Source organism: Providencia sp. PROV_01 (genome assembly GCF_053098325.1).
In genome coordinates, this window is the sequence record NZ_JBRFKD010000002.1 from 3,566,502 (window position 1) to 3,588,544 (window position 22,043).

Here is a 22,043-nt window from a genome sequence, read left to right on the forward strand (position 1 = left end):
GCTAATAATATTCAAATCATATTTTACGATAGTATTTAGATCAAAAAACCCTTGTTACCAAAGTAACAAGGGTTTTCAATTTTAACGACTGCTATCCCCTCATTTCACTGAGTAATGAGGAATGCCAACCAAATTAGCGACGGTCGCCAAAGATACGCAGTAACATTAAGAACAGGTTAATGAAGTCTAAATACAGAGATAATGCACCCATGATAGAGTATTTACGCATTGTTTCTCTGTCGTTTTCATCAATTTGTGAACCCATTTCTTTCAGTTTTTGTGTGTCATACGCGGTTAAAGCAGCAAACAGTAAAACACCACCGTATGTGATCACCCAATACATCATGGTGCTTTGCAGCCAGATGTTAACCAAAGAAGCAACAACAATACCAATCAGCGCCATAAACAGGAAGTTACCCATACCTGTTAAGCTACGTTTAGTGGTATAGCCGTAGAAGCTTAATGCACCAAACATTACCGCGGTAATGACAAATGTGCCCGCAACAGACTCACCTGTATACGCAGCAAGAATAACTGAAATCGTTAAGCCTGTGAGCAATGAATAGAGCATAAACATGCCCGTTGCTGCCATGCCACTAATTTTTTGCAGTAGGAATGAAATTCCCATCACTAAACCGAGCTCAGCAATAATCATTCCAAAAAAGAGAATTTTATTGGTTGCAATGGTGTAGTACAAACCGCTGCTAACTGAATACCATGCAACAAAAGCTGTCAGCAGTAGACCGACTGTCATCCAGCCGTATACTTGCGACATAAATGCCTGAACGCCAGTATTGGCACCCTGGACAAGAGAATCATTACGTTGATCAAACTGACCCATGATGGTTACCCTTTCGCTAAAAGAAAAATCGACCCAGTAAAAATACTGTAATCGGAGAAATTAACCAAAGTCTAACACATTCTTTTGACAATACCATTCAGCAAATTCGTATTTTTCAGAGGAAAAAGTGCGATTACCAGCGGTTTGCAGACGCCTCGTCGGTTTCTTTCGCTTCCACCCATCGCTCATTTTCAGGTAATGTTTCTTTTTTCCAAAATGGTGCTTTAGTTTTTAAGTAATCCATAATAAATTCAGCAGCTTGAAATGCTGCATTTCGATGGGCACTCGTCACCCCAACAAAAACAATTTCTTCGCCAGGTTGTAAGGTACCAATACGGTGGATCACACTGACTCGCTGCAATGGCCAACGTTCTTTTGCTTCTACAACTATATTTGTTAACGCTTTTTCTGTCATTCCCGGGTAGTGTTCGAGTGTTAATGCCGCAACACTGTCACCTAAATTATGGTTACGCACTTTCCCCGTAAAAGTCACGACTGCACCATCACTATCGCATTGAGCAAGCCATTGATATTGCTCGCCAACACTAAAATTTTCTGTTTGTACTGCAATATGGGTGTTTTCCATATCACCCCCCAGTGACTGGTGGGAAAAAGGCCACTTCGTCCCCTTCTGAGAGTGGGTGGTCTAGTGAAACAAATGATTGATTAACAGCGGCAAGTAATTTGCCATCTTCAAGTGCCAACGCCCAGCGATCGCCTTTTTGTGAAAGCGCTTGACGTAAATCTTCAACTTTTTGGTAAGTGTCAGTGAGTTCTAAGCGTTCTGTTCCGACTAGCTCACGTACTTGAGCAAAAAATAATACTGTGATCATTATTCCACCTTAAAATGTCCAGACTTACCGCCTGTTTTTTCTAATAAACGAACAGGGCCAATCACCATATCTTTTTGCACTGCTTTACACATGTCATAAATCGTCAAAGCAGCAACGGATGCAGCAGTTAATGCTTCCATTTCAACCCCTGTTTTCCCTGTTAATCGGCAACAAGTTTCAATACGAACTCGGTTATGCTCAGGTTCCGCTTTGAGTATCACTTCAACTTTGGTTAACAGCAGTGGGTGGCATAATGGGATAAGCTGCCAGGTATTTTTTGCCGCTTGAATACCCGCAATACGCGCCGTGGCAAACACATCGCCTTTATGATGGCTACCGTCAACAATCATCGTTAGAGTTGCTGGATTCATAGTGACATAAGCTTCTGCGCGAGCTTCACGAACAGTTTCAGCTTTGGCTGAAACATCAACCATATGCGCCTCGCCCGACGCATTGAGGTGAGTCAGTTGGGACATATCTTCTCCTGAAATAAAAAAGAGTTAACCGCCGATTACAGATAAATTAGGTGTAATTCCGCTATCACCCATATGCAGAAAATGGGTTTCTCGTTTATGGTGTAAGCCTCGCTGAATGCGGGCTTTTAACGCTTCGTTTTGGTCATCTGCACCCAATAAATCACGCAGCGGAATGCCATTTTCACCAAATAAACATAAATGTAGGTTTCCTAGTGAGGAAACACGTAAGCGGTTACAGCTTTGGCAAAAATCTTTTTCGTACGGCATGATAAGCCCGATTTCGCCTTGGTAATCTGGGTGACTAAAGACTTGAGCAGGGCCGTCGCTTCGGGAACGTGGAAGCATATACCAGCCTTCTTCAATTAAACGCTCGCGAATAGTTTCACCCGAAATATGAAAACGTTGGAAAATATCGCTGCCGTCGCCGGTTTCCATTAACTCAATAAAGCGTAATTGAATAGGACGATGTTTGATCCAGTTTAGGAATGACTTCAAAGCGATATCGTTGACATTTTTCATTAATACCGCGTTCACTTTGACTTTTTCAAAGCCAGCTTCAAAAGCAGCATCAATACCTTTCATCACCTGAAAGAATTTGTCTTGTCCCGTGATGGCCGCAAATTGACGTGGATCGAGGCTATCAACACTCACATTGATCGCGTTCAGTCCAGCATCTTTCCACTCTTTTACGTCTCTGGCCATACGATAACCATTAGTGGTCACGGCGATTTTTTTGATCGATTCATTTTCATTGATGGCAGCAATAATATCACTGAAATCTTTGCGCATGGTCGGCTCACCGCCAGTAATACGCACTTTTTCTGTGCCTAATTCTGCGAATGCCGTACTGATACGACGAATTTCATCCAGTGTTAAGAATTCATGACGACCGCTTGGCTTATAGCCATCGGGTAGGCAGTATGTGCAACGAAAGTTGCAAACATCTGTTATAGAAAGTCGGAGATAGTAAAATTTCCGGTCAAATTGATCGACAAGTTGCTGCATAATCACACCTTTCCAAGTACGGGAGATGCAGACATTTCTATCTTGCACCCTGGTGGCTCTAGGCCACGGCCAGTGCATCATATTCAGTCGTTCAAACTTAGACGCAAAGGCTAGGAGTTTTATTTGGAACCGAGTCACTGATTTTAAACTGTAAAATGCGTCACTCTGTTCACTTAATTTATGTAAGGATTCTAGCCGATAGAAATTGAAAAAGCGAATTGCAATTCGATATATATCATTATATACAACGACTTACAAAAAATATTATAGAATCACCGAAGCTATTATTATCACTGATAATTTTCCATTTTAGATGGCTTTAAAAAACATAATTTCATACTAATTGATTAACATCTCTAATTATTTAATTAAACATTTATTGATATAGATCTAAAATGGGGAGCAAGCTCCCCATCTAATTGTTTACGTTATCAATATCAACACTCAACGCTTATCAAAACCGATATTTCAAATTGAATAATTGGCATATCAATTAAAAATAAATAGTAAGGTGCAAAATTTATTAACCAATAACACGACAGCGTAAAGTATGACGTATATTTAGAAACGGTATTCTATCCCGCCCGACACCGTTCGCCCTCTACCTAACGTATTGGCCAAGCTTTCCCCATAACTAACCACGTACGCCCGATTGGTCAAGTTTTCGACATTTCCTCGAATAGTTAAATTATCGGTTAAAGCATAACTTGCATATAAATCAATCAATGTATATTTAGGCCAGTCAGCTAAGTAAGGGGAATTTGATTGTACTGAGTAGTCTTGAAAACCTGGCGTGAAGCGAACGACTACACCACCATCGAGTTTTCTATCAAACGCTCGCCCACCTAATGTAAAGGAACCACGATCACCGGGTAAGTTCGCTGCACTGCTGAAAATGGCGCTGCTGTCACAATCCACATGGTTATTTGATGCCTCATTTGGCTCAACATACCAGTTACCTGGGCCAACGTCTTCGCCATACTTCAATACACCACCTAGCCATGCAGGATGTGAACAAAATTTATTTTTGCCAATCATATGGGTAAAGGTCAGGTCTGCATACACAAAACCTGCGTCGTAATTTAGTTGATATTCAACCCCTCTAAAACGGGTCGCAACCAAGTTGTTGCTATAAGCAGCATTTCCAATATTAGGGCTAACCATCCCTGGTTTCTTACGGTCAATCGCTAAGTTAATGTAGTTATCTACACGTGTATCAAAATAGGCAACTTTTGCCACAAATCGGTCTTCTTCGATAAACAATTGCGGATAATTGATGTTCATCCCCACTTCCCAAGCATTTGAACGCTCAGGTTTTAAATACGGATTGGGAAATTGAGTCGAACTACTGTGAGCACTTCCTGTGGTTAACGTTTCTGTAATCGCTGGCGGGCGCCATGACCGCCCATAACTGGTAAACAATTCCATCCATTCAACATTAGGACGTACCGCTAAACGAATATGGGGTGAAAATGCCCCTTCTGAGTTATCAACATCCCAATTTTCCGTCGTCATAACAACCTTGCAATCACGTAACCTTCTTCCTGTACATGGATTGTCTCTGGTATAAGGAAGTACTGCATAACTCATACTCGTTTGGCCTTTGAGAGAATAATAGTCATAACGCATTCCCCCTTCTAATGTTAACCAATCATCATATTCATAAGTCAAATTAGTGAAAAGTGAGCTCAATGAACGTTTTCCGTCCGGTGTCACTCCACTCGCCGCTTCACGTGTCGAACTACTACTCGCTTTGTCTTGGAAAGTTTCCAAACCATAATGCGCTTTTAATACATTGTTATGGTTAAATTCAATTTCTGAATGATTTTCAAGCTGTATCCCTACCGTTTTGACTCGAGTGTCCATCTGGTAGCCATTATTATAAATTTGGCTAGTGGAATAGGTGTCTGTATTGTCTTTGGTATCAACAAAATACACTTTTCCTTTTAGCTCGGTGCTCCATGGTTTATCGCTAAATTGAGTGTAATCAAGGGAATAATTCTTGGCTGTTACATCACTGAAACCGCTACTTTTCCACCCTAGCTTATAAGGCCACGAGCTACCTAAATTCGTTAGCGTTCCTGCATTTGGCGTTGCCACTTTGGTTTCTAAGTAATTAAATTGTAAACGCTGTTCGTCACTTATATTCCAACCGGCTTTTGCCAAATAAGAGGTCATTCGGTAATTACTGTCATTAATACGAGTGTGTTTTAATTGGTGCGCAAGTTCATCATAATGCCCTGCCCCATTATTGACTCGAATATTACCGATATTACCGTGAGTTCCTGGTTTATAATCCCCAAGACGTCGTTCACTGGCCGCAAATAACAAATCCGCGTTTTCATTCCCTAATGCCAGCACACTACTGCCAATAAAATGAGTATTATTTGACCCCGTACTCGCATGTAATTTTCCACCAAAAGTTTTATCTTTTGATAAAAAATCAGACGCATTGACTGTATTGAAGGTCGCCACACCACCTAAGGTTCCACCGCTTCCCATTCCACTTGTATTGCCCTTTTGTATTTCCACCCCAGAAAGCAGTTCTGAGTCGATATACATAGAACCATTGCGCTGCCCATGTCCGCTTTTTTGAAAGTTTTGCCGCATACCATCGATATTCATATTCACACGACCATAATCCTGTATCCCACGGATATTCACAGATAAAGAAGGGTCTTGTTGGCTAACACTCGAATAGACACCTGTCGTTAGCTCTAACACATCAGCTATGTGCTTTGGTGGGCGGTCATCAATTTGTTTTTTACTAATTACACTGACAGATGATGGACTGTTATATACCCAATCCCCTTGTTGGATCTGGCTTGCTGTGACGGTAATGTTATCTAGCTTAATCACCGAATCACCGGTAATAGGCGCGATACGCTCTATTGTTATTCGGTTATTTTGTAATTGATATTGCACAGGGTTTGAACCAATTAATCGACGTAATCCCTCCTGTAGCGTAAAGCTTCCTTTCAAGCCTTGACTTTGTAAGTCATTAATTTCTCGGCTCTGAATGATTATTTCTACCTTTGCTTGCCTAGCGAATTGCAGCAAAGCATTTTCAAGTGAACCTGCAGCAACAGAAAATGTTATTTCCTGCTGTGCGGATGCTACCGCTGAGTTAGCCTGTGCTAGATTGAAAAATGAAAATGCAGGTAACGTAAATAATGCAAGGTGAACACAGAGTGTTGCTTTTTTATAGTGGTGCTTTTTTTGAGTCATTTCCCATCCCTAAAATGATAATGGTAATAAAAATCATAATCACTTAGATTAAGACGCGGGAATTAGGAAAACCCGTAAATAAATTTTAAAAAAATAATTTATTATTATTCGATATCTATATTAATTATTAATAATCAATATATTAAAGTGAAAAATGGGATTTCATAAACGGATAAGCCATATGATGACACCAAATGCGTTAGCCCACTATCAAGTGTGTTAATTTGTAATACACCACTAATGTGCCCTACTCGCTCCTCAGTCAATAAAATAATTTGCTTGTCACGGTATCGATTTATTTCAGCAATAACCTCCGGAAAGGTTTGCTGCTGAAAAATAATTTGTCCTTCTCGCCATACCGTAGAATGTGAGTTGACCATTGAAGTCATAGGCGTTATATCTGATTGATATTGAGTGAAATTTCCTGCTGGAATGACCATTTCTTGCCCTGAGAATAGTGACACCTTTACACTGTGTTGATAAACACTGACTGCCACTTTGCTATTTTCATTATCAACTGAAAATTCAGTGCCAAGTGCCTGAGTTATCCCATTTTTCGCCATAACCTGAAAAGGCCTTGGTTCCGTATCCGTTTTTGGTGCAACAGTAAAATAAGCACGCCCTCGTAATAAATTAACTTGCCGATACTGCGGGCTAAACGCTAATTGCAATTGCGCACCACTGTCGAGGTCAACACGGCTACCATCAGGTAAGGTAATATGCTGTATTTCACCGATTTTCGCATAGTAATCCACTGGCTGTGTATATTGAAAATACCAAATTGACATGGATAACACACTCACTAGCACAACCGCCGCTATTGATAAACCAATATAGCGAGGCCGCCTCTTTTTATTCATTCCCTGTTGGTTATCTACTGTTTGTTGTCGCGGTTTATTGGCTGTTAATGCCCATAATTGCCGTGCACGATAGTATGTAGACTTATGTAACTCTGACGCATTGAGCCAAGACTGGAAATCTTCATTTTCTTGCGACGTCAGCTCTCGTTGCGTGGTTTTAACAACCCACATTGCGGCTTTGTTTTCAATTTCAGATGGACTATCAGATGGCTTCATGACTAGTCTCTCCATTTATGAATTAGCATTGCCAATGCATTGGCTAAATGTTTTTCGACTGTGCTTAATGAAATATTTAAGCGCTGCGCTACTTCCGTTTGAGCTAATCCTTCTTCTCGATGCAAGCGAAATATCTCCTGAGTCCTGGGCGGCAAAGATTGAATAATTTTCTGAATTTGTGCAAGTTGTTGATCATGAATAACCGTGGCTTCAATACCTTTTACCCGCGATGGGATCTCTTGCCATTGTTGGTCACTGATCGCCATTAATTGTTGTTTTTTCTGTAGCCGGAAGTGGTCAACCATCAGGTTTTTCGCAATTCGATACAAATACGCATCAAAATCTTGAATAGTTGATGTTTTCATTAACTCTGCCATTCGAGCAAAGCTTTCCTGTGTGATATCCATACTTAAATTATGGTCTTTAAGGTACATATTCAGATAACGGCATAACGACGATGAATGGCGAGCAAACAGGCGCTGTAATTCTGAATCAGACATATTGATCCATAAAATAAATAATGAAAATGAGAATTATTTACATGATATAGATAATAATTTAAAATGAAAACTCCCTAGCGCATTTTTCCTTCTAAGACTCACATCAATACAGAATCGTCTCTTTTATTGTTTTTTGTCACAGTACTTAAGCTAAGAATGATGTTTTATGATAGATTAACGCCCAATTTATTTTAGTCGCCATAAAACGGGCTTAGCGTAAAAAACGCATTTCGTAACTCGCTGGTTTACTTGCTTTTATAAGTACTGAAAATTAACTGATATAGGAACACTATGCCGAATTGCAGTCTGGCGGATCTCAGGCATGTTGTCGCTCTAGGTGGCGGGCATGGACTTGGTCGCGTGATGTCTTCACTTTCTTCTTTAGGTTCTCGTTTAACGGGTATTGTTACCACAACCGATAATGGGGGCTCAACAGGCCGTATTCGTCGCTCTGAAGGCGGGATCGCTTGGGGAGATATGCGTAACTGTTTAAATCAGCTAATTACTGAACCATCCATTGCTTCTGCGATGTTTGAATACCGTTTCAGCGGTAATGGTGAACTTTCAGGCCATAATTTAGGTAATTTAATGTTAAAATCATTAGACCACCTAAGTGTTCGTCCGTTAGAAGCCATAAATCTTATCCGTAATATGCTAAAAGTTGATGCGCAGTTGATCCCGATGTCGGAATCCCCTGTTGATTTAATGGCTATCGATGAAATGGGCAATGAAGTATACGGTGAGGTGAATGTTGATGCCTTACATGAAATCCCGCAAGAATTACGCTTATACCCGACAGTAAAGGCAACGAAAGAAGCCTTACAGGCTATCCACCAAGCAGACTTAATTATTATCGGCCCCGGCAGCTTTTTTACCAGTTTAATGCCATTATTGCTTTTGGATGAAATTGCAGCTGCACTGCGCGAATGTAAAGCCCCGATGATTTATATTGGTAACTTAGCGAAAGAAATTAGCTCCCCAGCAGCAAACCTGTCTTTGCCTGACAAGCTAAAAATGATGGAGCATTATATTGGTTGCCAAAAAATTGATGCGTTAATCCTTGGCCCTCGCACACAAACAAGCAATATCAGCCCTGAACGCAAAATAATTCAACGGGTACTCGAAGCTGACGATATTCCCTATCGCCATGATAGAAAGCTGTTACTGCAAGCCATCGAAGAAACCATCAACTTGTTATAACCCCCTAACCGCCATTCCGCTGCTAAATACCCGCAGCGGAAAACCTTCCCTAAAATTAGCCCTTTGTTTCCTGTATTTCCACAAAATCTATTTTCAAAATACTTTGCGTTGTGGGTAGGCGGCAAGTGAAGGCAGCTCGGGGAGCATACATAAATATGTGACCCGAGTGACTAAACGTAGCCAACACCCCCCACAGCGTGAGGTATGAGGAAAATTACGAATTAGCGATAAACTGAGAGCGTATCTCCTGCAATTCGTCTCGGACTCGCGCAGCCGCTTCAAATTCAAGATCTTGAGCATACTTATACATTTGCGCTTCAAGTTGTGAAATCCGTTGCTCCAACTCTTTTGTCGACATCGATTGGATATCAACCGAATTATTATTTTTACCATTGTCTTTCGTACGGTTTTTTCCTTTACCACCCACTTTGTGGCCAATTTGCAGGATATCACCGATTTTCTTATTCAAACCTTGTGGTACGATTCCATGTTCTTCGTTGAACGCCATTTGTTTAGCACGGCGACGCTCTGTTTCTGCAATCGCTTTTTGCATGGAGTTGGTGATCCTGTCTCCATAAAGGATTGCCTTACCATTTAAGTTACGAGCCGCACGCCCTATGGTTTGAATAAGTGAACGCTCTGAGCGCAAGAAACCTTCTTTGTCCGCGTCCAAAATAGCCACCAGAGAGACCTCTGGCATATCCAAGCCTTCTCTTAATAAGTTGATCCCAACCAGTACATCAAACTCACCAAGTCGCAGGTCGCGAATAATTTCCACACGCTCGACTGTATCGATATCTGAGTGAAGATAACGCACTCGCTCACCGTGCTCTTCGAGATATTCCGTTAAATCCTCTGCCATACGTTTTGTTAAAGTAGTGACTAATACACGTTCATTTTTCTGTACACGGATACGGATTTCAGACAGTAAATCATCCACTTGGGTAGTAACTGGGCGGACTTCTATAATCGGGTCAAGTAGGCCAGTAGGCCTAACAACTTGCTCAATCACTTCATTGCCTGATTTATCAAGCTCGTAGTTACCCGGCGTTGCCGACACATAAATAGTTTGAGGAGCTAAGGCTTCAAATTCTTCAAAGCGCATTGGGCGGTTATCTAATGCAGAAGGAAGACGAAACCCATATTCAACTAAGGTTTCTTTTCTTGAGCGATCCCCTTTATACATCGCGCCTATTTGCGGGATAGTAACGTGAGATTCATCCACCACCAGCAAGCCATCTGCGGGTAAGTAATCAAATAGTGTCGGCGGTGGCTCACCAGGAGCACGACCCGATAAGTAGCGTGAATAGTTTTCAATACCTGAACAATAACCGAGCTCATTCATCATCTCTAAGTCGAATTGCGTTCGTTGAGTAATACGTTGCTCTTCCAGTAATTTATTGTTTTCTAGTAATACTTTTCGTCTATCCGCCAATTCAACCTTAATTTGTTCCATTGCCTCAAGAATGCGTTCTCTCGGTGTGACATAGTGCGTTTTTGGATAAACGGTGAAACGAGGAACACGATGTTGTATTTGCCCTGTCAATGGGTCAAATAATGACAACCGTTCAACTTCGTCATCAAATAGCTCAACACGTAAGGCATACTCGTCTGATTCCGCAGGAAAAATATCGATAACCTCACCACGGACACGGAAAGTCCCCCGCGTAAAAGCTTGGTCATTCCGCGTATATTGCAAGTCCGCTAAACGCCTTAAAATTGAGCGTTGGTCGATGATCATGCCATCCGTTAGGTGCAACATCATTTTTAAGTAGCTGTCAGGGTCACCCAAACCGTAAATAGCCGACACAGAAGCCACCACAATCACATCGCGACGTTCGAGTAAGGCCTTGGTCGCAGATAACCGCATTTGCTCAATGTGTTCGTTTACAGACGCATCTTTTTCAATGAAAGTATCGGAGCTTGGAACGTAAGCTTCAGGCTGATAATAGTCATAGTAAGAAACGAAATATTCCACAGCGTTGTCTGGGAAGAAGGCTTTCATTTCGCTATAAAGCTGTGCCGCTAAGGTTTTATTATGCGCCATTAACATGGTAGGCCGGTTCTCTTGCGCAATAACGTTGGCAATAGTGAACGTCTTACCAGACCCCGTTACCCCTAATAGGGTTTGATGAGCAAGTCCATCTTGTAGCCCTTCCCTTAACTTATGGATGGCTTCGGGTTGGTCCCCTCCCGGCTGAAAATCAGAATACAGCTTAAAATCCTTACTCATATTAACGCCCCTTAACTAGTTTCTCCCATTATGATACTGGATAAAAAACCAGCTTCAAGTATTGAAGCTAAATTTTCTGTTATTCTCCGTTCTAATATGTTTATAAAAATGTTATCCCCAAAAAAGTGCTTGACCTTTTTGAAACTTTATATTTTATGCTATTGCATTTTTATGCCGTATCTCAAATGCAAATTGAAGGCTTGATTTTATTTAACCATTTGTATTTATTAAAAATTAATTTAAAGTCCAGAATCACATCAAATAAAGTCAAAGCCGCTTGTCGCCTAGCGTAGAACTTGTTTTATAACGTTAATACACAAGGTTATCCACAGAAATGGTGGATAACTCTTGAAGCCCTTTAGGCTCATGGATTCACAAGATCCCTAAGATTTGTTCAATGGAGGCTAAATGACAAAAAGATGGCAGTTTAATGAAAAAATTTTTACGTAGTAACTGCGATGAAAAACAGATTTTATCTTTTTTATTAAGATCTGAGTGGTATTTTTACTGAAATACTTGACAGTATTTCAGTTGAGAACGTTAAAAAAGATCGGATCTCTATTTAACAATTGATCAGCCCCAAGCACTTGACTTACTTGGGGTAAAATATTTATAAATTTTATATAATCAAAGAGTTAATAAAGAAAGATCTAAATAGCTGCCTAATTCACCGTTAAGAGTGTCTTTATGTGGGATCACACCTAAACAAGGTGCCTTAATCATTCGATTAAGTGTCAGCAAATATTGTGCTTGGAAACGACCAGCAGGTTCAACTTCATTGGCGACCCAGCCAGCCACAGGCAAACCTGAAGCCTCGATAGATTCCATGGTTAACAATGCATGGTTTATACAACCTAACTTAACACCAACCACTAAAATAACGGGTAACTGCTGTTCAATCACCCAATCTGCATACGTTTTTTCTACGGATAACGGGGTATACCAGCCACCAGCACCTTCCACTAATAACCAATCAGCTTGAGATTTCAAATAAGCCAACCCTTGATTGATTATTGAAAATTCAATAGGTTGATTTAATTCTTCACTGATAATATGTGGCGAAGTGGGTGCTTCAAACACAATCGGGTTAATCACCTGATAGGGTAATTTTACTCGGCTATTGGCTTGTAATAATAACGCATCGCTATTACGCAACCCGTCTACCGTGAGTTCACTTCCAGATGCAACGGGCTTAAAGCCCACCGTGTTCAAACCTTGATAACCTGCGGCTTGCAGTAAAGCACAACTTACAACGGTTTTCCCTACTTCTGTATCCGTTCCTGTTACAAAATACACTTTAGTCACGGTAAATCACTCCAAACACCGTATGGTAAGTTAAAGGTAGGCCTTGCTCTGTCATTGGATAGAGCAAAGCAAGTTGCTGCAAATGCTGACGAGTCACTAGCCCAGCTTTACGCCCAGTGGTCAAATGTGTCGCGCCAATCCCTTTCAATGAATGGAGCAACGCTATTAACTCAGGAAAATAGAGTGTATCCTTCTGAAAAATAAGTTTATGTCTCCATGACTGACAACTATTTCGTATCTGTTGAACACTGAGAAAGGAATTCACATGCGAATAGCCATCAAGTGAATGCCAAGCTGAAGATAATTCTGTGAGAGAATGCTCTGCAAGCGTAGTGAACACCACAACTCCACCCGGTTTTGTCACCCGATACAATTCGCTTAATGCTTTACTCAGATCTTGGCACCATTGGACCGATAAATTTGAAAAAACCACATCAAAGGTTTGTGAATCTAATGAAATGGATTCTATATCAGCACATAAATAGTGATCGGCCACGGCTTTCGTTTGTGCCATTTCAAGCATTCCCACAGAAAGGTCTAATGCAGTGACGCGATGCCCTTGGTTTTTCAATTTATAGCTAAAATAGCCCGTACCGCACCCTGCATCTAAAATATGCAATGGCGCCGTTGATTGTGAGTGATTTAAGGCTGAAGTCAGATGATCAAGGAGTTGTGTTCCTGTTGATCGTTGATAACTTGCCACTGCATCATAACTTTTAGCTGCACGGCCAAATGCCGCTGCAATTTTATGCTTTTCACGACTGAGCGATAAAGTCATGTAAAGCCTCCAATAATTGATCGATATCTTGACGTTGGTGTGCAGCACTTAACGTGATCCGTAGCCTAGCACTCCCGGGCGGAACCGTTGGCGGCCTAATCGCTTGCACCCAAATATTTTTGTTGCGTAAAAAATTGGCTAACTGTTGGCTAGCTTGGTTTTCGCCAACAATTAATGGCTGAATAGCCGTCGTTGAATCAGTCAGTTGCATGCCATGAAAATCAGCATTATGTCTAAAATATTCAATATGTTGCTTAAGGTCTTCTCGTGCCTGATCTGCGAACTGAATTTGCTCAACGGCCGCTAGAAGAGCAACTGCCTGAGCCGGAGGCATCGAAGTGCTATAAATTAAATGGCGTGCAGATTGGATGAAAAATTCAGCCGTTGGCTCATCACACAGCACCGCTGCGCCACTTAAACCAAATGCTTTACCAAATGTTACGACTAAAATTTCAGGTTTAACCCCACTCGCAAAGCAGCTACCACGACCTTGTTCTCCGATAACGCCAATACCATGTGCATCATCAACCATCAACCAAGCATGCTGATTTCTTGCTATTTCCTGTAATTGTTGAAGGGGAGCACTATCACCATCCATACTAAAAACGCCTTCCGTCACAACAAGCGTTTTTCCCGAAATAGGCTTGTGGATTAAGTTTTCGAGTGATAATGGATTATTATGCTGAAAGCGCCTTAATTGAGCCCCCGAATGAATCGAGGCTTCCATGATCGATGCATGGCTGAGCTTATCCGCTAAGATACGATCTTTTTCCGTCATTAATGCGGTGATCACCGCATGGTTCGCAGCAAATCCAGAAATAAACAATAAGGCTTTTGGGTAGCCTAGCCAACCAGCGAGCGCTTGCTCTAATTTATTATGCGCTTTGGTGAACCCTGTGATATGTCCCGATCCCCCACTCCCCACGCCATATTCATCGGCACCACGTTGCCAAGCGGCAACCACTTGGGGATGGTGAGATAACCCCAAATAGTCATTGGATGAAAAGTTGAGATATTCTTTTCCGGAAAAATAAAGAGACCTACCATTCGCATGATCAATGCACTGACGCTGACGCCAGATAGACGCCTGCTTACGCTGCGCTATCTGGTTTTGTATAAATGATTGCCAAGTCATTATACTGCAGCGTTATAAAATTGAGCGTTATCAGCAGTTAACAACGTTTCGGCTAACTTAGCAGCTTGATGGTTATTCCCTTCGTCGGTTTCAAAACGCTCAGGGTTAATATTCAGTTTTCTGAATAGCGCCAAGTCTTTGTTTTCGTCAGGGTTTGGCGTCGTTAATAATTTACACCCATAGAATACGGAGTTTGCACCGGCCATAAAACATAATGCCTGGGTTTGCTCATTCATGTATTCACGGCCTGCAGACAGCCTAACGTATGACGTTGGCATCATGATGCGTGCAACGGCAATAGTACGAATAAAATCAAATGCATCGACATCTTCGTTATCTGCCATTGGGGTGCCTTCAACTTTCATCAACATGTTGATCGGCACACTTTCTGGCGGTTTCGGTAAATTGGCTAATTGGACTAATAAGGCCGCTCGGTCACTAACTTTTTCACCTAAGCCTAAAATCCCACCCGAGCAGACTTTGATCCCTGCATCTCGTACATTTTCGAGTGTATTTAAGCGATCTTGATAACTGCGAGTCGTAATAATATTGCCGTAGTATTCTGGAGAGGTATCAAGGTTATGGTTATAATAATCTAATCCTGCTTCTGCTAAGCGTTGAGCTTGGGAATTATCAATCATCCCTAAAGTCATACAGGTTTCCATGCCGAGTGACTTCACTTCTTTTACCATCATTTCAAGGTAAGGCATATCGCGTTCTTTCGGGTTACGCCATGCCGCGCCCATACAAAAACGGGTTGAACCTGCTTGTTTTGCTTTTTTCGCCGATTCCAGAACTTGCTGAACTTCCATTAATTTTTCAGTTTCTAGCCCTGTTTTATAGCGGGCGCTTTGCGCGCAATACTTACAATCTTCAGGGCAAGCCCCAGTTTTAATCGATAACAAAGTGCTGACTTGCACTTGCTGGGGGTCGAAATGTTGGCGATGAATTTGCTGTGCCTGAAATAATAGTTCAAAAAAAGGCATTGAAAACAGTTCATTAGCTTGTTTTATTGTCCACTGTTTTAATTGGCTCACGGAAACGCTCCAGTTGAAAAAGTTGTTGCCAGTTTAAATATTGTGATTATCATGTCAACTAAAATGAGATAAAAAAGTTGACGATAATAGCAAATGGATAACGTAGATATTCAATTTGATGCCAAACATATTTGGCACCCTTATACCTCGATGAGCCAGCCAATTCCGGCTTATCCGATTGTTGAAGCCCATGGAGCTGAGCTAATCATGGCCGATGGGAAAAAATTAATTGATGGGATGTCTTCATGGTGGGCAGCCATTCATGGTTATAATCATCCTGTATTAAACCAAGCGGTCACAACGCAATTAGCGAAAATGTCCCATGTGATGTTTGGCGGAATTACGCACCCACCCGCAGTGAACCTATGCAAACAGTTGGTAGCAATCACGCCAGAGCCACTCGAATGTGTCTTTCTTGCCGATTCCGGGTCAGTGGCGGTTGAAGTTGCTCTGAAAATGGCATTGCAATATTGGCAAGCCAAAGGGGAAAAGCGTCAACGGATCCTCACATTACGTCATGGATATCATGGTGATACCTTCGGTGCGATGGCCGTTTGTGACCCTGATAATTCAATGCATGGCCTGTATAAGGGGTATTTACCTCCGCATATTTTTGTGGAAGCCCCACAATGCGGTTTTTACGATGAATGGGATAGTGCAGATTTGCACCCTCTTGAGGTACAACTTGCCGAAAATAGCCATGAAATTGCAGCGATCATCCTTGAACCGATTGTTCAAGGCGCTGGTGGAATGCGCATCTATCACCCTGAATATTTAAAGGGAGTTCGCCATTTATGCGATCAATATGGTCTATTATTAATTGCCGATGAAATCGCTACGGGGTTTGGTCGTACGGGCAAATTGTTTGCTTGCCATCATGCAAATATATCACCGGATATTATGTGTTTAGGAAAGGCATTAACCGGTGGTTATATGACCCTTTCGGCAACGATCACAACCCGCCACGTTGCAGAAACTATTAGCAATGGGGAAGCGGGTTGTTTTATGCATGGCCCAACCTTTATGGGCAACCCACTTGCCTGTGCCGTTGCAGATGCTAGCCTGACTTTGCTGCTCAATAGCCCTTGGCAAACAACAATTACCACTATTGAACAACAACTTAAGACTGAGCTAACACCATTAGCATCCCATCCTAACGTGGCAGATGTGAGAGTTCTCGGTGCAATTGGCGTGATTGAAATGAAGAAACCTGTAAACACAGCGGCTTTGCAAAAAGTATTTGTGGAAAATGGTGTTTGGGTTCGCCCATTCGGCAAACTGATTTATGTAATGCCACCGTACATCATCACCCCAGAGCAACTGAGCAAAGTGACGAATACGATGGCAAAAGTGTTGGGATAACTCAATAAATTCAATCTTAATCTAAGTCGATTTTTTAACTAGATTTTTAACTCGATTTTTAACTCGATTTTTAACTCGATTTTTAACTCGATTTTTAACTCGATTTTTAACTCGATTTTTAACTCGATTTTTAACTCGATTTTTAACTAGAGAATCTTCTAAATAATTCGAGTTATAGCAAGGCGGCAATCGAGGATATCTTGGGGAGCATACACCAGTATGTGACCCAAGTAGCCGAGTGAAGCCAACACCGCTATAGCTCGAAGTATGACGAAGATTAAAGGATAGTGACCCACATAGGTCCTTTCCCTACCCCATAGCGTGCTAATAAACGCAATTTTCCCGTAATCGGGTCAATTTCAGAAACTGAAACGTGGTCTGATTTTTGCCCGCTGGAAATTAAAAAACGACCTGTCGCATCAATATTAAAGCCCCTTGGGTGCGTCTCTGTTGGGTAACGTGCTTCTAATGTTAGCTCGCAACCGTCATCAGAAACCAGATAGTGGCTGAGGTAGCTTTCAGAACGTTCACTAACATATAAATGGCGGCCATCTGGCGTAATATGGATATCGGCAGCCCAGCGCTGGCTTTCGTTACCTAATGGGTAATTTGCCAAAGTTTGCATGTTACGATAGCGAGTGAATTTACGATATACGCCTACCGTTGAATCTAACTCATTCACACAATAAATGACCTTTTCAGTCGGATGGAAGGCCAGATGACGAGGGCCAGATTTTTCAGCCGTAGTAATTTGGTCTGCAGTTGCTTCGGTTAAATAACCATTTTCATGTAAATCGAATAAACGGATATGGTCTTCACCTAAGCAAGGCACCCAAAGCTGTTGATTATCAACATCAACATGAGACGAATGTGGATTTTGCAATCCTTCAATCACTTGAACGACTTGGTTTGGTACACCTTCATCATTGATAGTCAGAACTGATAGATTATGTTGATGATATGAAGGAACAAATAAATATTTGCCCGTGTTATCCAATGATAAGTGAACTGGCGTTCCCGGAACGGATGTTTCTGCTTTTAAACGCAGTGTCCCTTTGCCTTCAATTTCATAGGTTACGACACGAAAATTCGGGCGCACACCAATATAAAGGTATTTTTTATCATGGCTTAATACCATAGGTTGCACTTGGCCTGGTGTTTTTACTGTTTGTAAAAGAGTAAGTTCCCCAACCTCATTCATCGACCACACGTGAATTTGCTGACTCTCGGGGCTCGCAATATAAACAACCTGATTCATCCTGACTCCTTAATTCATGATAAAAATACAAAACCGCATCTATAGTCCACTACATTGGCTTCACTATACCCTATATTATGCAAATCACAGTGAGTAAATAGCGCCAAAGTTCAGCGTCATGAATTTAAAGCTACAATTAATTCATCCAATAACTCAGAGGAGGATGCTGACACCAAACTTCCCCCATTGATCACGTTTGTTTTATTACCATTAATGTTTGCATAATAAACTCCAGCTTCAGTAAGGCAAGGTAAAATAGCCGCGATATCCCATGGTTTCATTAACGTATCAATAGCACAATCGATCCTTCCTGCTGCTACCATTAAATGCTGATAACAATCATTTATAAAAACCATATCTTGAGCAGAATTAACGACATTTGATAGATTGTAAGCTTTGTTACCTTCTCTGTTATCAAAATTGGTACTGTGTATACCTGATATCGAAACAACAGCTTCGCCTAATTTTTTCGTTTTTTTTATCTGAGTGCATATCCGTTTTGGTGCAAGATCACCTTTTTTAGACCAACACCCGTTCCCTAACGATGCATAATATATAGAATCAATAGCGGAAAATGATATAACTCCGACAAGGGGAATGCCACTTTCAACATAAGCAATTAACGTACTAAATAATGGAACGCCATACAAAAATGCTCGTGTTCCATCAATAGGATCTATTATCCATCCGGTAGAAAATTCACCTTCAATATTTGTTCCGAACTCCTCCCCTAAAATAGGAATATGTGGAGTTCTCGCCTGAAGTACTTCTCTTATCACATTTTCTACTTTAAGATCTGTAGCGGTAACAATGGTGTTATCTATTTTTCTGGTAAATGTACCAGCTTCGTAAAAACCTTTTAGTAAATATTTACTAGCAGTATTCGCGGCTTCTAAAGCAATATTTAACACTGTAGAACTCCTTAACTAGCTTTTTGGTAACTCATTGCAACCCTAACGTTCTCAACATAAAACGATCAAGATTTCCCTTGAATGATTCAACAGTAGACCATGCAAAATCTGAGTGCTCAGAGCTTAAACAAACATGACCAGAGCATGAAACATTAAAGTTTAATTGGATACAACGTTGGCCCATTGCTTGGTACTCAACCGCACCGGAAAACCCAGAAATTTCAATAATTATCATTCCGGTTTCTTCTGCGATTTCACGACTAAGCGCTGTCTGCATATCTTCATCACACTCCATGCCACCAGAAGGAATTTCCCATACATTTGGCATGAACTCGCCTTCTGAACGCTTCAAAAAAAGAATTTTTGAATCATGTCCAGCTTTGATTAAACCGCCTACAACAACACGATCATAGTTTTTAAGTTTGGACATGACTGAATGAGGGATATATTTTTCTATCATCTTCGATACTTCTCTGCAACAGATGAAATGATTGATAAATAATTATCAATAAAATTGAAACGCTCTTCTCCGTACCAAATATCCAACTTAAACATACTATTGTGAAATTTTATAGCATTTCCGAAATAAGCTTTATTAATTCGAATTTTCTCACCATAGTCACGAGAGATTTTATTTGGTGAGTGAAAGAGAGAATATTCATTGATAGGGCACGTTGAGCCAGGTATATCAGCCTCAAGTGCACCAGCTTGGTTTAATATATCTACGAATTCATGCAGACCAATTGAAAATTTAGACTGATCAAACATAACTGGCATGGCATACCAAGCTGGGTTCGCTTTTTTAGGAATGCGAACTATCTTTAAACCATCGATCTGCTCAATTCCAGTTTTCAATAAATGAGCCGTTTCCCTTTTTTCTTGCATCATCTGCTCAAAGTTTAGCATCTGAGGCATAACAACCGAAGCACCAAGTGGGTGCATTCGTAAATTAAGGCCAGTCCCTGTAATAGCAAAATCTCTTAAACTATCAGTGTTCACTTCCTTTTTTGCACGCTTATTAAAATGCCCGACTAACACAGCTCGTTCGTAGAATTCACGATGCTTAGTGGCAAAGAAGCCACCTTCGCCTGAAGTTAGTATTTTCTTACCCTGAAAACTCCAAACAGAACCATCAGAAAAACTCCCAATCATTTTGCCATCCCAAGTTGCTCCATGTGCATGAGAACTATCTTCTAATAAAAGAATTTCGTGTCGTTCGCATATATCTATCAGTTCATCCATATCACACGGTATCCCCCACATATGTGTAATAATCACCGCTTTTGTTTTATCGCTAATCAGGGCTTCTACGGATTTTGGATCTACATTGCCATTATCCCCACAGTCTGCAAATTTTAGCTCAGCGCCTAGCTGGTGGAGTGGAGAGCATGTAGCAAAGAATGTATAGCTAGGGACTATTACTTCATCCCCTCGGCCTATACCAGCACCATAAAACATGGAAAATAATGCTGTAGTACCAGAATTAACAGCAATTGCATTTTCTACATCAAAAATTTCTTTAAATGTACTTTCTAGGCGCTCGTAAATTCCACCATTATCATAAATTGAGATATCTTCAAAAAGTTGCCTATTAACACTATCTTTAATTTCATCTGTAATAATTGGATGACTAAACTTACAGTATTTTGATTTCATCATACTTCCATTCCTTTTTATTTTATCGCTTTATAACCACTTTCTTTGAAAGCAATTTCTAAAATATCGGTCACGGCAAGTGAACTGACTAAGTTACTATTGAAACTGTCTTGAGAATCACTGAAAAAAAGCTCTCGATACATACGAACAAATGGTGACTCAAGTGCATTAATAAAATTAAATTCATTTATTATTTTTTGTTTCTTTGACTTAACCTGAACTATATTTTCATTTCCATAAATAATACAATTATTACTTATTAACGTTACATCTTCATGTTTCTTATATCCTACGCATGATATATATATAAAAATAATTGTATCTCTGCATTGTAACTCTACAAAAGCAACATCATCAACATCATATTCACCAGAAGAAGTATTTATTAACCTAGAGTAATTAACATTAATTTCATCTCCATCAAATAAATAGTTTACTAAATTTACAATGTGATAGCCCATATCCAACCAAACACCACCACCAGAACTCGCATGACTGCTTCTCCAGTCACTATTTGGATTTTTACTAGGAATAGTGTATCTTATTTCTATTTGGGAGACTTTTTCTTCTGTTGAGATTAAATATTCTTTCAGTTTTTCATAAGCTAACGTATATCTCTTTTGACAAACAGTAAAAAATCTCATATCATTTTTAATTATTAAATTCTTTAATTTTTTCGCCTGCATGACATTTAAAGCAAATGGCTTCTCTTTTATTATTGTTATATTATTTTTACAGCAATAAAAAATTACATTTTCATATAACTCATGAGGAAGAGCAATAATAATTGTATCTGGCTCAATTTCATCGAACATTTTACGATAACATAAATAAGTAGGAGGACTGTAATTTAATAATAATTTTGTTTTATAAATATTACTTATCGATATATCACACAGCGCACTAATACTCACCCCCAAACTACATAATGCAGGTATGTGTTCCTTTCTTACAATATTCCCACATCCAATTATCGCCAACCTTATATAATTAAATCCCCATATTAATGGCCCAACTATTTCGCATGAAATTTATTTTCAATTTAAAACGACATGCATATTAGTTAATATTTTACAAAGAAAACAATCTAAGAAAATTACTTTTTATATTATGCTTGTTTATTTTTAATAAATAACGAAGTATATTATTTCAACTTGATTTTTTAATGTAACATCAAAGTTTTATTGGCTACCACAATAAACCCTTTAT

The 22,043-nt window shown here is 40.3% G+C and carries 20 protein-coding genes and 1 riboswitch; of the genes, 2 read left to right on the forward strand and 18 right to left on the reverse strand.

The annotated features are described in order from the left end of the window. Positions 1-133: 133 nt before the first annotated feature. The 8 genes from ACU696_RS17355 to ACU696_RS17390 form a co-directional block, all read right to left on the reverse strand. Positions 134-841: a Bax inhibitor-1/YccA family protein gene (locus ACU696_RS17355; protein WP_109910975.1), complete on the reverse strand. Its 708-nt coding sequence runs from the start codon at positions 839-841 to the stop codon at positions 134-136. A 133-nt stretch (positions 842-974) separates the two neighbouring features. Then, positions 975-1,427 carry a molybdopterin synthase catalytic subunit MoaE gene (gene moaE, locus ACU696_RS17360; RefSeq protein ID WP_004909169.1) on the reverse strand — a complete coding sequence of 151 codons (453 nt, stop codon included), beginning with the start codon at positions 1,425-1,427 and terminating at the stop codon, positions 975-977. Position 1,428: 1 nt separating this feature from the next. Beyond that, positions 1,429-1,674 (reverse strand): molybdopterin synthase sulfur carrier subunit, encoded by a 246-nt coding sequence (gene moaD / locus ACU696_RS17365; RefSeq protein WP_004909166.1) that lies wholly within the window; start codon positions 1,672-1,674, stop codon positions 1,429-1,431. Next, on the reverse strand, positions 1,674-2,150 hold the full coding sequence (moaC, locus tag ACU696_RS17370; protein WP_109910974.1) for a cyclic pyranopterin monophosphate synthase MoaC: 477 nt from the start codon (positions 2,148-2,150) through the stop codon (positions 1,674-1,676). Before moaC ends, moaD begins: the two co-directional genes overlap by 1 nt. 24 nt (positions 2,151-2,174) lie before the next feature. Next, complete coding sequence (moaA, locus tag ACU696_RS17375) at positions 2,175-3,155, reverse strand: GTP 3',8-cyclase MoaA (RefSeq protein ID WP_109910973.1); 981 nt, start codon at positions 3,153-3,155, stop codon at positions 2,175-2,177. Next, a riboswitch (molybdenum cofactor riboswitch) is annotated at positions 3,145-3,284 on the reverse strand. It overlaps the preceding gene by 11 nt. Before the next feature lie 432 nt (positions 3,285-3,716). Continuing rightward, entirely contained in the window at positions 3,717-6,383 is a 2,667-nt protein-coding gene (locus tag ACU696_RS17380) for a TonB-dependent hemoglobin/transferrin/lactoferrin family receptor (protein ID WP_209101196.1), read from the reverse strand. 134 nt (positions 6,384-6,517) lie between these two features. After that, complete coding sequence (locus tag ACU696_RS17385; protein ID WP_209101193.1) at positions 6,518-7,459, reverse strand: FecR family protein; 942 nt, start codon at positions 7,457-7,459, stop codon at positions 6,518-6,520. 2 nt (positions 7,460-7,461) lie between these two features. Next, the gene (locus ACU696_RS17390) at positions 7,462-7,959 is read right to left on the reverse strand and encodes an RNA polymerase sigma factor (protein ID WP_004909157.1); all 498 of its coding nucleotides are present in this window, start codon (positions 7,957-7,959) and stop codon (positions 7,462-7,464) included. 291 nt (positions 7,960-8,250) lie between these two features. Here ACU696_RS17390 and ACU696_RS17395 point away from each other — a divergent pair, with 291 nt between their 5' ends. Beyond that, positions 8,251-9,159 carry a gluconeogenesis factor YvcK family protein gene (locus ACU696_RS17395; protein ID WP_004909155.1) on the forward strand — a complete coding sequence of 303 codons (909 nt, stop codon included), beginning with the start codon at positions 8,251-8,253 and terminating at the stop codon, positions 9,157-9,159. Between the two features lie 214 nt (positions 9,160-9,373). Here the strand turns inward: ACU696_RS17395 and uvrB are convergent, their stop codons facing one another. From uvrB to bioB, 5 genes are all read right to left on the reverse strand, one after another. Then, positions 9,374-11,392, reverse strand: coding sequence for an excinuclease ABC subunit UvrB (gene uvrB, locus ACU696_RS17400; RefSeq protein ID WP_004909151.1), 2,019 nt, complete (start codon positions 11,390-11,392; stop codon positions 9,374-9,376). Positions 11,393-12,019: 627 nt separating this feature from the next. Further along, positions 12,020-12,697, reverse strand: coding sequence for a dethiobiotin synthase (gene bioD, locus ACU696_RS17405; RefSeq protein WP_209101190.1), 678 nt, complete (start codon positions 12,695-12,697; stop codon positions 12,020-12,022). Further along, entirely contained in the window at positions 12,690-13,475 is a 786-nt protein-coding gene (bioC, locus tag ACU696_RS17410) for a malonyl-ACP O-methyltransferase BioC (protein WP_196723766.1), read from the reverse strand. Before bioC ends, bioD begins: the two co-directional genes overlap by 8 nt. Continuing rightward, complete coding sequence (gene bioF, locus ACU696_RS17415) at positions 13,453-14,610, reverse strand: 8-amino-7-oxononanoate synthase (protein WP_117162176.1); 1,158 nt, start codon at positions 14,608-14,610, stop codon at positions 13,453-13,455. The genes bioC and bioF overlap by 23 nt, the downstream gene beginning before the upstream one ends. Next, a complete protein-coding gene (gene bioB / locus ACU696_RS17420; protein WP_164529075.1) occupies positions 14,610-15,647 on the reverse strand; it encodes a biotin synthase BioB in 1,038 nt (345 codons plus the stop codon). The genes bioF and bioB overlap by 1 nt, the downstream gene beginning before the upstream one ends. Before the next feature lie 93 nt (positions 15,648-15,740). Between bioB and bioA the strand changes: the two genes are divergently transcribed. Further along, the gene (gene bioA, locus ACU696_RS17425) at positions 15,741-17,009 is read left to right on the forward strand and encodes an adenosylmethionine--8-amino-7-oxononanoate transaminase (protein ID WP_209101187.1); all 1,269 of its coding nucleotides are present in this window, start codon (positions 15,741-15,743) and stop codon (positions 17,007-17,009) included. 277 nt (positions 17,010-17,286) lie between these two features. Here the strand turns inward: bioA and pgl are convergent, their stop codons facing one another. From pgl to ACU696_RS17450, 5 genes are all read right to left on the reverse strand, one after another. After that, positions 17,287-18,267: a 6-phosphogluconolactonase gene (pgl, locus tag ACU696_RS17430; protein WP_109910964.1), complete on the reverse strand. Its 981-nt coding sequence runs from the start codon at positions 18,265-18,267 to the stop codon at positions 17,287-17,289. A 116-nt stretch (positions 18,268-18,383) separates the two neighbouring features. Beyond that, entirely contained in the window at positions 18,384-19,178 is a 795-nt protein-coding gene (locus ACU696_RS17435) for an inositol monophosphatase family protein (RefSeq protein WP_109910963.1), read from the reverse strand. A 31-nt stretch (positions 19,179-19,209) separates the two neighbouring features. Continuing rightward, on the reverse strand, positions 19,210-19,638 hold the full coding sequence (locus ACU696_RS17440) for an NUDIX hydrolase (RefSeq protein ID WP_004909135.1): 429 nt from the start codon (positions 19,636-19,638) through the stop codon (positions 19,210-19,212). Continuing rightward, positions 19,635-20,837, reverse strand: coding sequence for a DegT/DnrJ/EryC1/StrS family aminotransferase (locus ACU696_RS17445; RefSeq protein ID WP_209101185.1), 1,203 nt, complete (start codon positions 20,835-20,837; stop codon positions 19,635-19,637). The genes ACU696_RS17440 and ACU696_RS17445 overlap by 4 nt, the downstream gene beginning before the upstream one ends. A 14-nt stretch (positions 20,838-20,851) precedes the next feature. Then, positions 20,852-21,814: a Gfo/Idh/MocA family protein gene (locus ACU696_RS17450; protein ID WP_209101182.1), complete on the reverse strand. Its 963-nt coding sequence runs from the start codon at positions 21,812-21,814 to the stop codon at positions 20,852-20,854. Positions 21,815-22,043: the final 229 nt, after the last annotated feature.

Bases quoted from the DNA above. Each gene is read 5' to 3' on its own strand.
- ACU696_RS17355 (WP_109910975.1), bottom strand. From the start codon at position 841: ATGGGTCAGTTTGATCAACGTAATGATTCTCTTGTCCAGGGTGCCAAT.
- moaE (WP_004909169.1), bottom strand. From the start codon at position 1,427: ATGGAAAACACCCATATTGCAGTACAAACAGAAAATTTTAGTGTTGGC.
- moaD (WP_004909166.1), bottom strand. From the start codon at position 1,674: ATGATCACAGTATTATTTTTTGCTCAAGTACGTGAGCTAGTCGGAACA.
- moaC (WP_109910974.1), bottom strand. From the start codon at position 2,150: ATGTCCCAACTGACTCACCTCAATGCGTCGGGCGAGGCGCATATGGTT.
- moaA (WP_109910973.1), bottom strand. From the start codon at position 3,155: ATGCAGCAACTTGTCGATCAATTTGACCGGAAATTTTACTATCTCCGA.
- ACU696_RS17380 (WP_209101196.1), bottom strand. From the start codon at position 6,383: ATGACTCAAAAAAAGCACCACTATAAAAAAGCAACACTCTGTGTTCAC.
- ACU696_RS17385 (WP_209101193.1), bottom strand. From the start codon at position 7,459: ATGAAGCCATCTGATAGTCCATCTGAAATTGAAAACAAAGCCGCAATG.
- ACU696_RS17390 (WP_004909157.1), bottom strand. From the start codon at position 7,959: ATGTCTGATTCAGAATTACAGCGCCTGTTTGCTCGCCATTCATCGTCG.
- ACU696_RS17395 (WP_004909155.1), top strand. From the start codon at position 8,251: ATGCCGAATTGCAGTCTGGCGGATCTCAGGCATGTTGTCGCTCTAGGT.
- uvrB (WP_004909151.1), bottom strand. From the start codon at position 11,392: ATGAGTAAGGATTTTAAGCTGTATTCTGATTTTCAGCCGGGAGGGGAC.
- bioC (WP_196723766.1), bottom strand. From the start codon at position 13,475: ATGACTTTATCGCTCAGTCGTGAAAAGCATAAAATTGCAGCGGCATTT.
- bioF (WP_117162176.1), bottom strand. From the start codon at position 14,610: ATGACTTGGCAATCATTTATACAAAACCAGATAGCGCAGCGTAAGCAG.
- bioA (WP_209101187.1), top strand. From the start codon at position 15,741: ATGGATAACGTAGATATTCAATTTGATGCCAAACATATTTGGCACCCT.
- pgl (WP_109910964.1), bottom strand. From the start codon at position 18,267: ATGAATCAGGTTGTTTATATTGCGAGCCCCGAGAGTCAGCAAATTCAC.
- ACU696_RS17440 (WP_004909135.1), bottom strand. From the start codon at position 19,638: ATGATAGAAAAATATATCCCTCATTCAGTCATGTCCAAACTTAAAAAC.
- ACU696_RS17445 (WP_209101185.1), bottom strand. From the start codon at position 20,837: ATGATGAAATCAAAATACTGTAAGTTTAGTCATCCAATTATTACAGAT.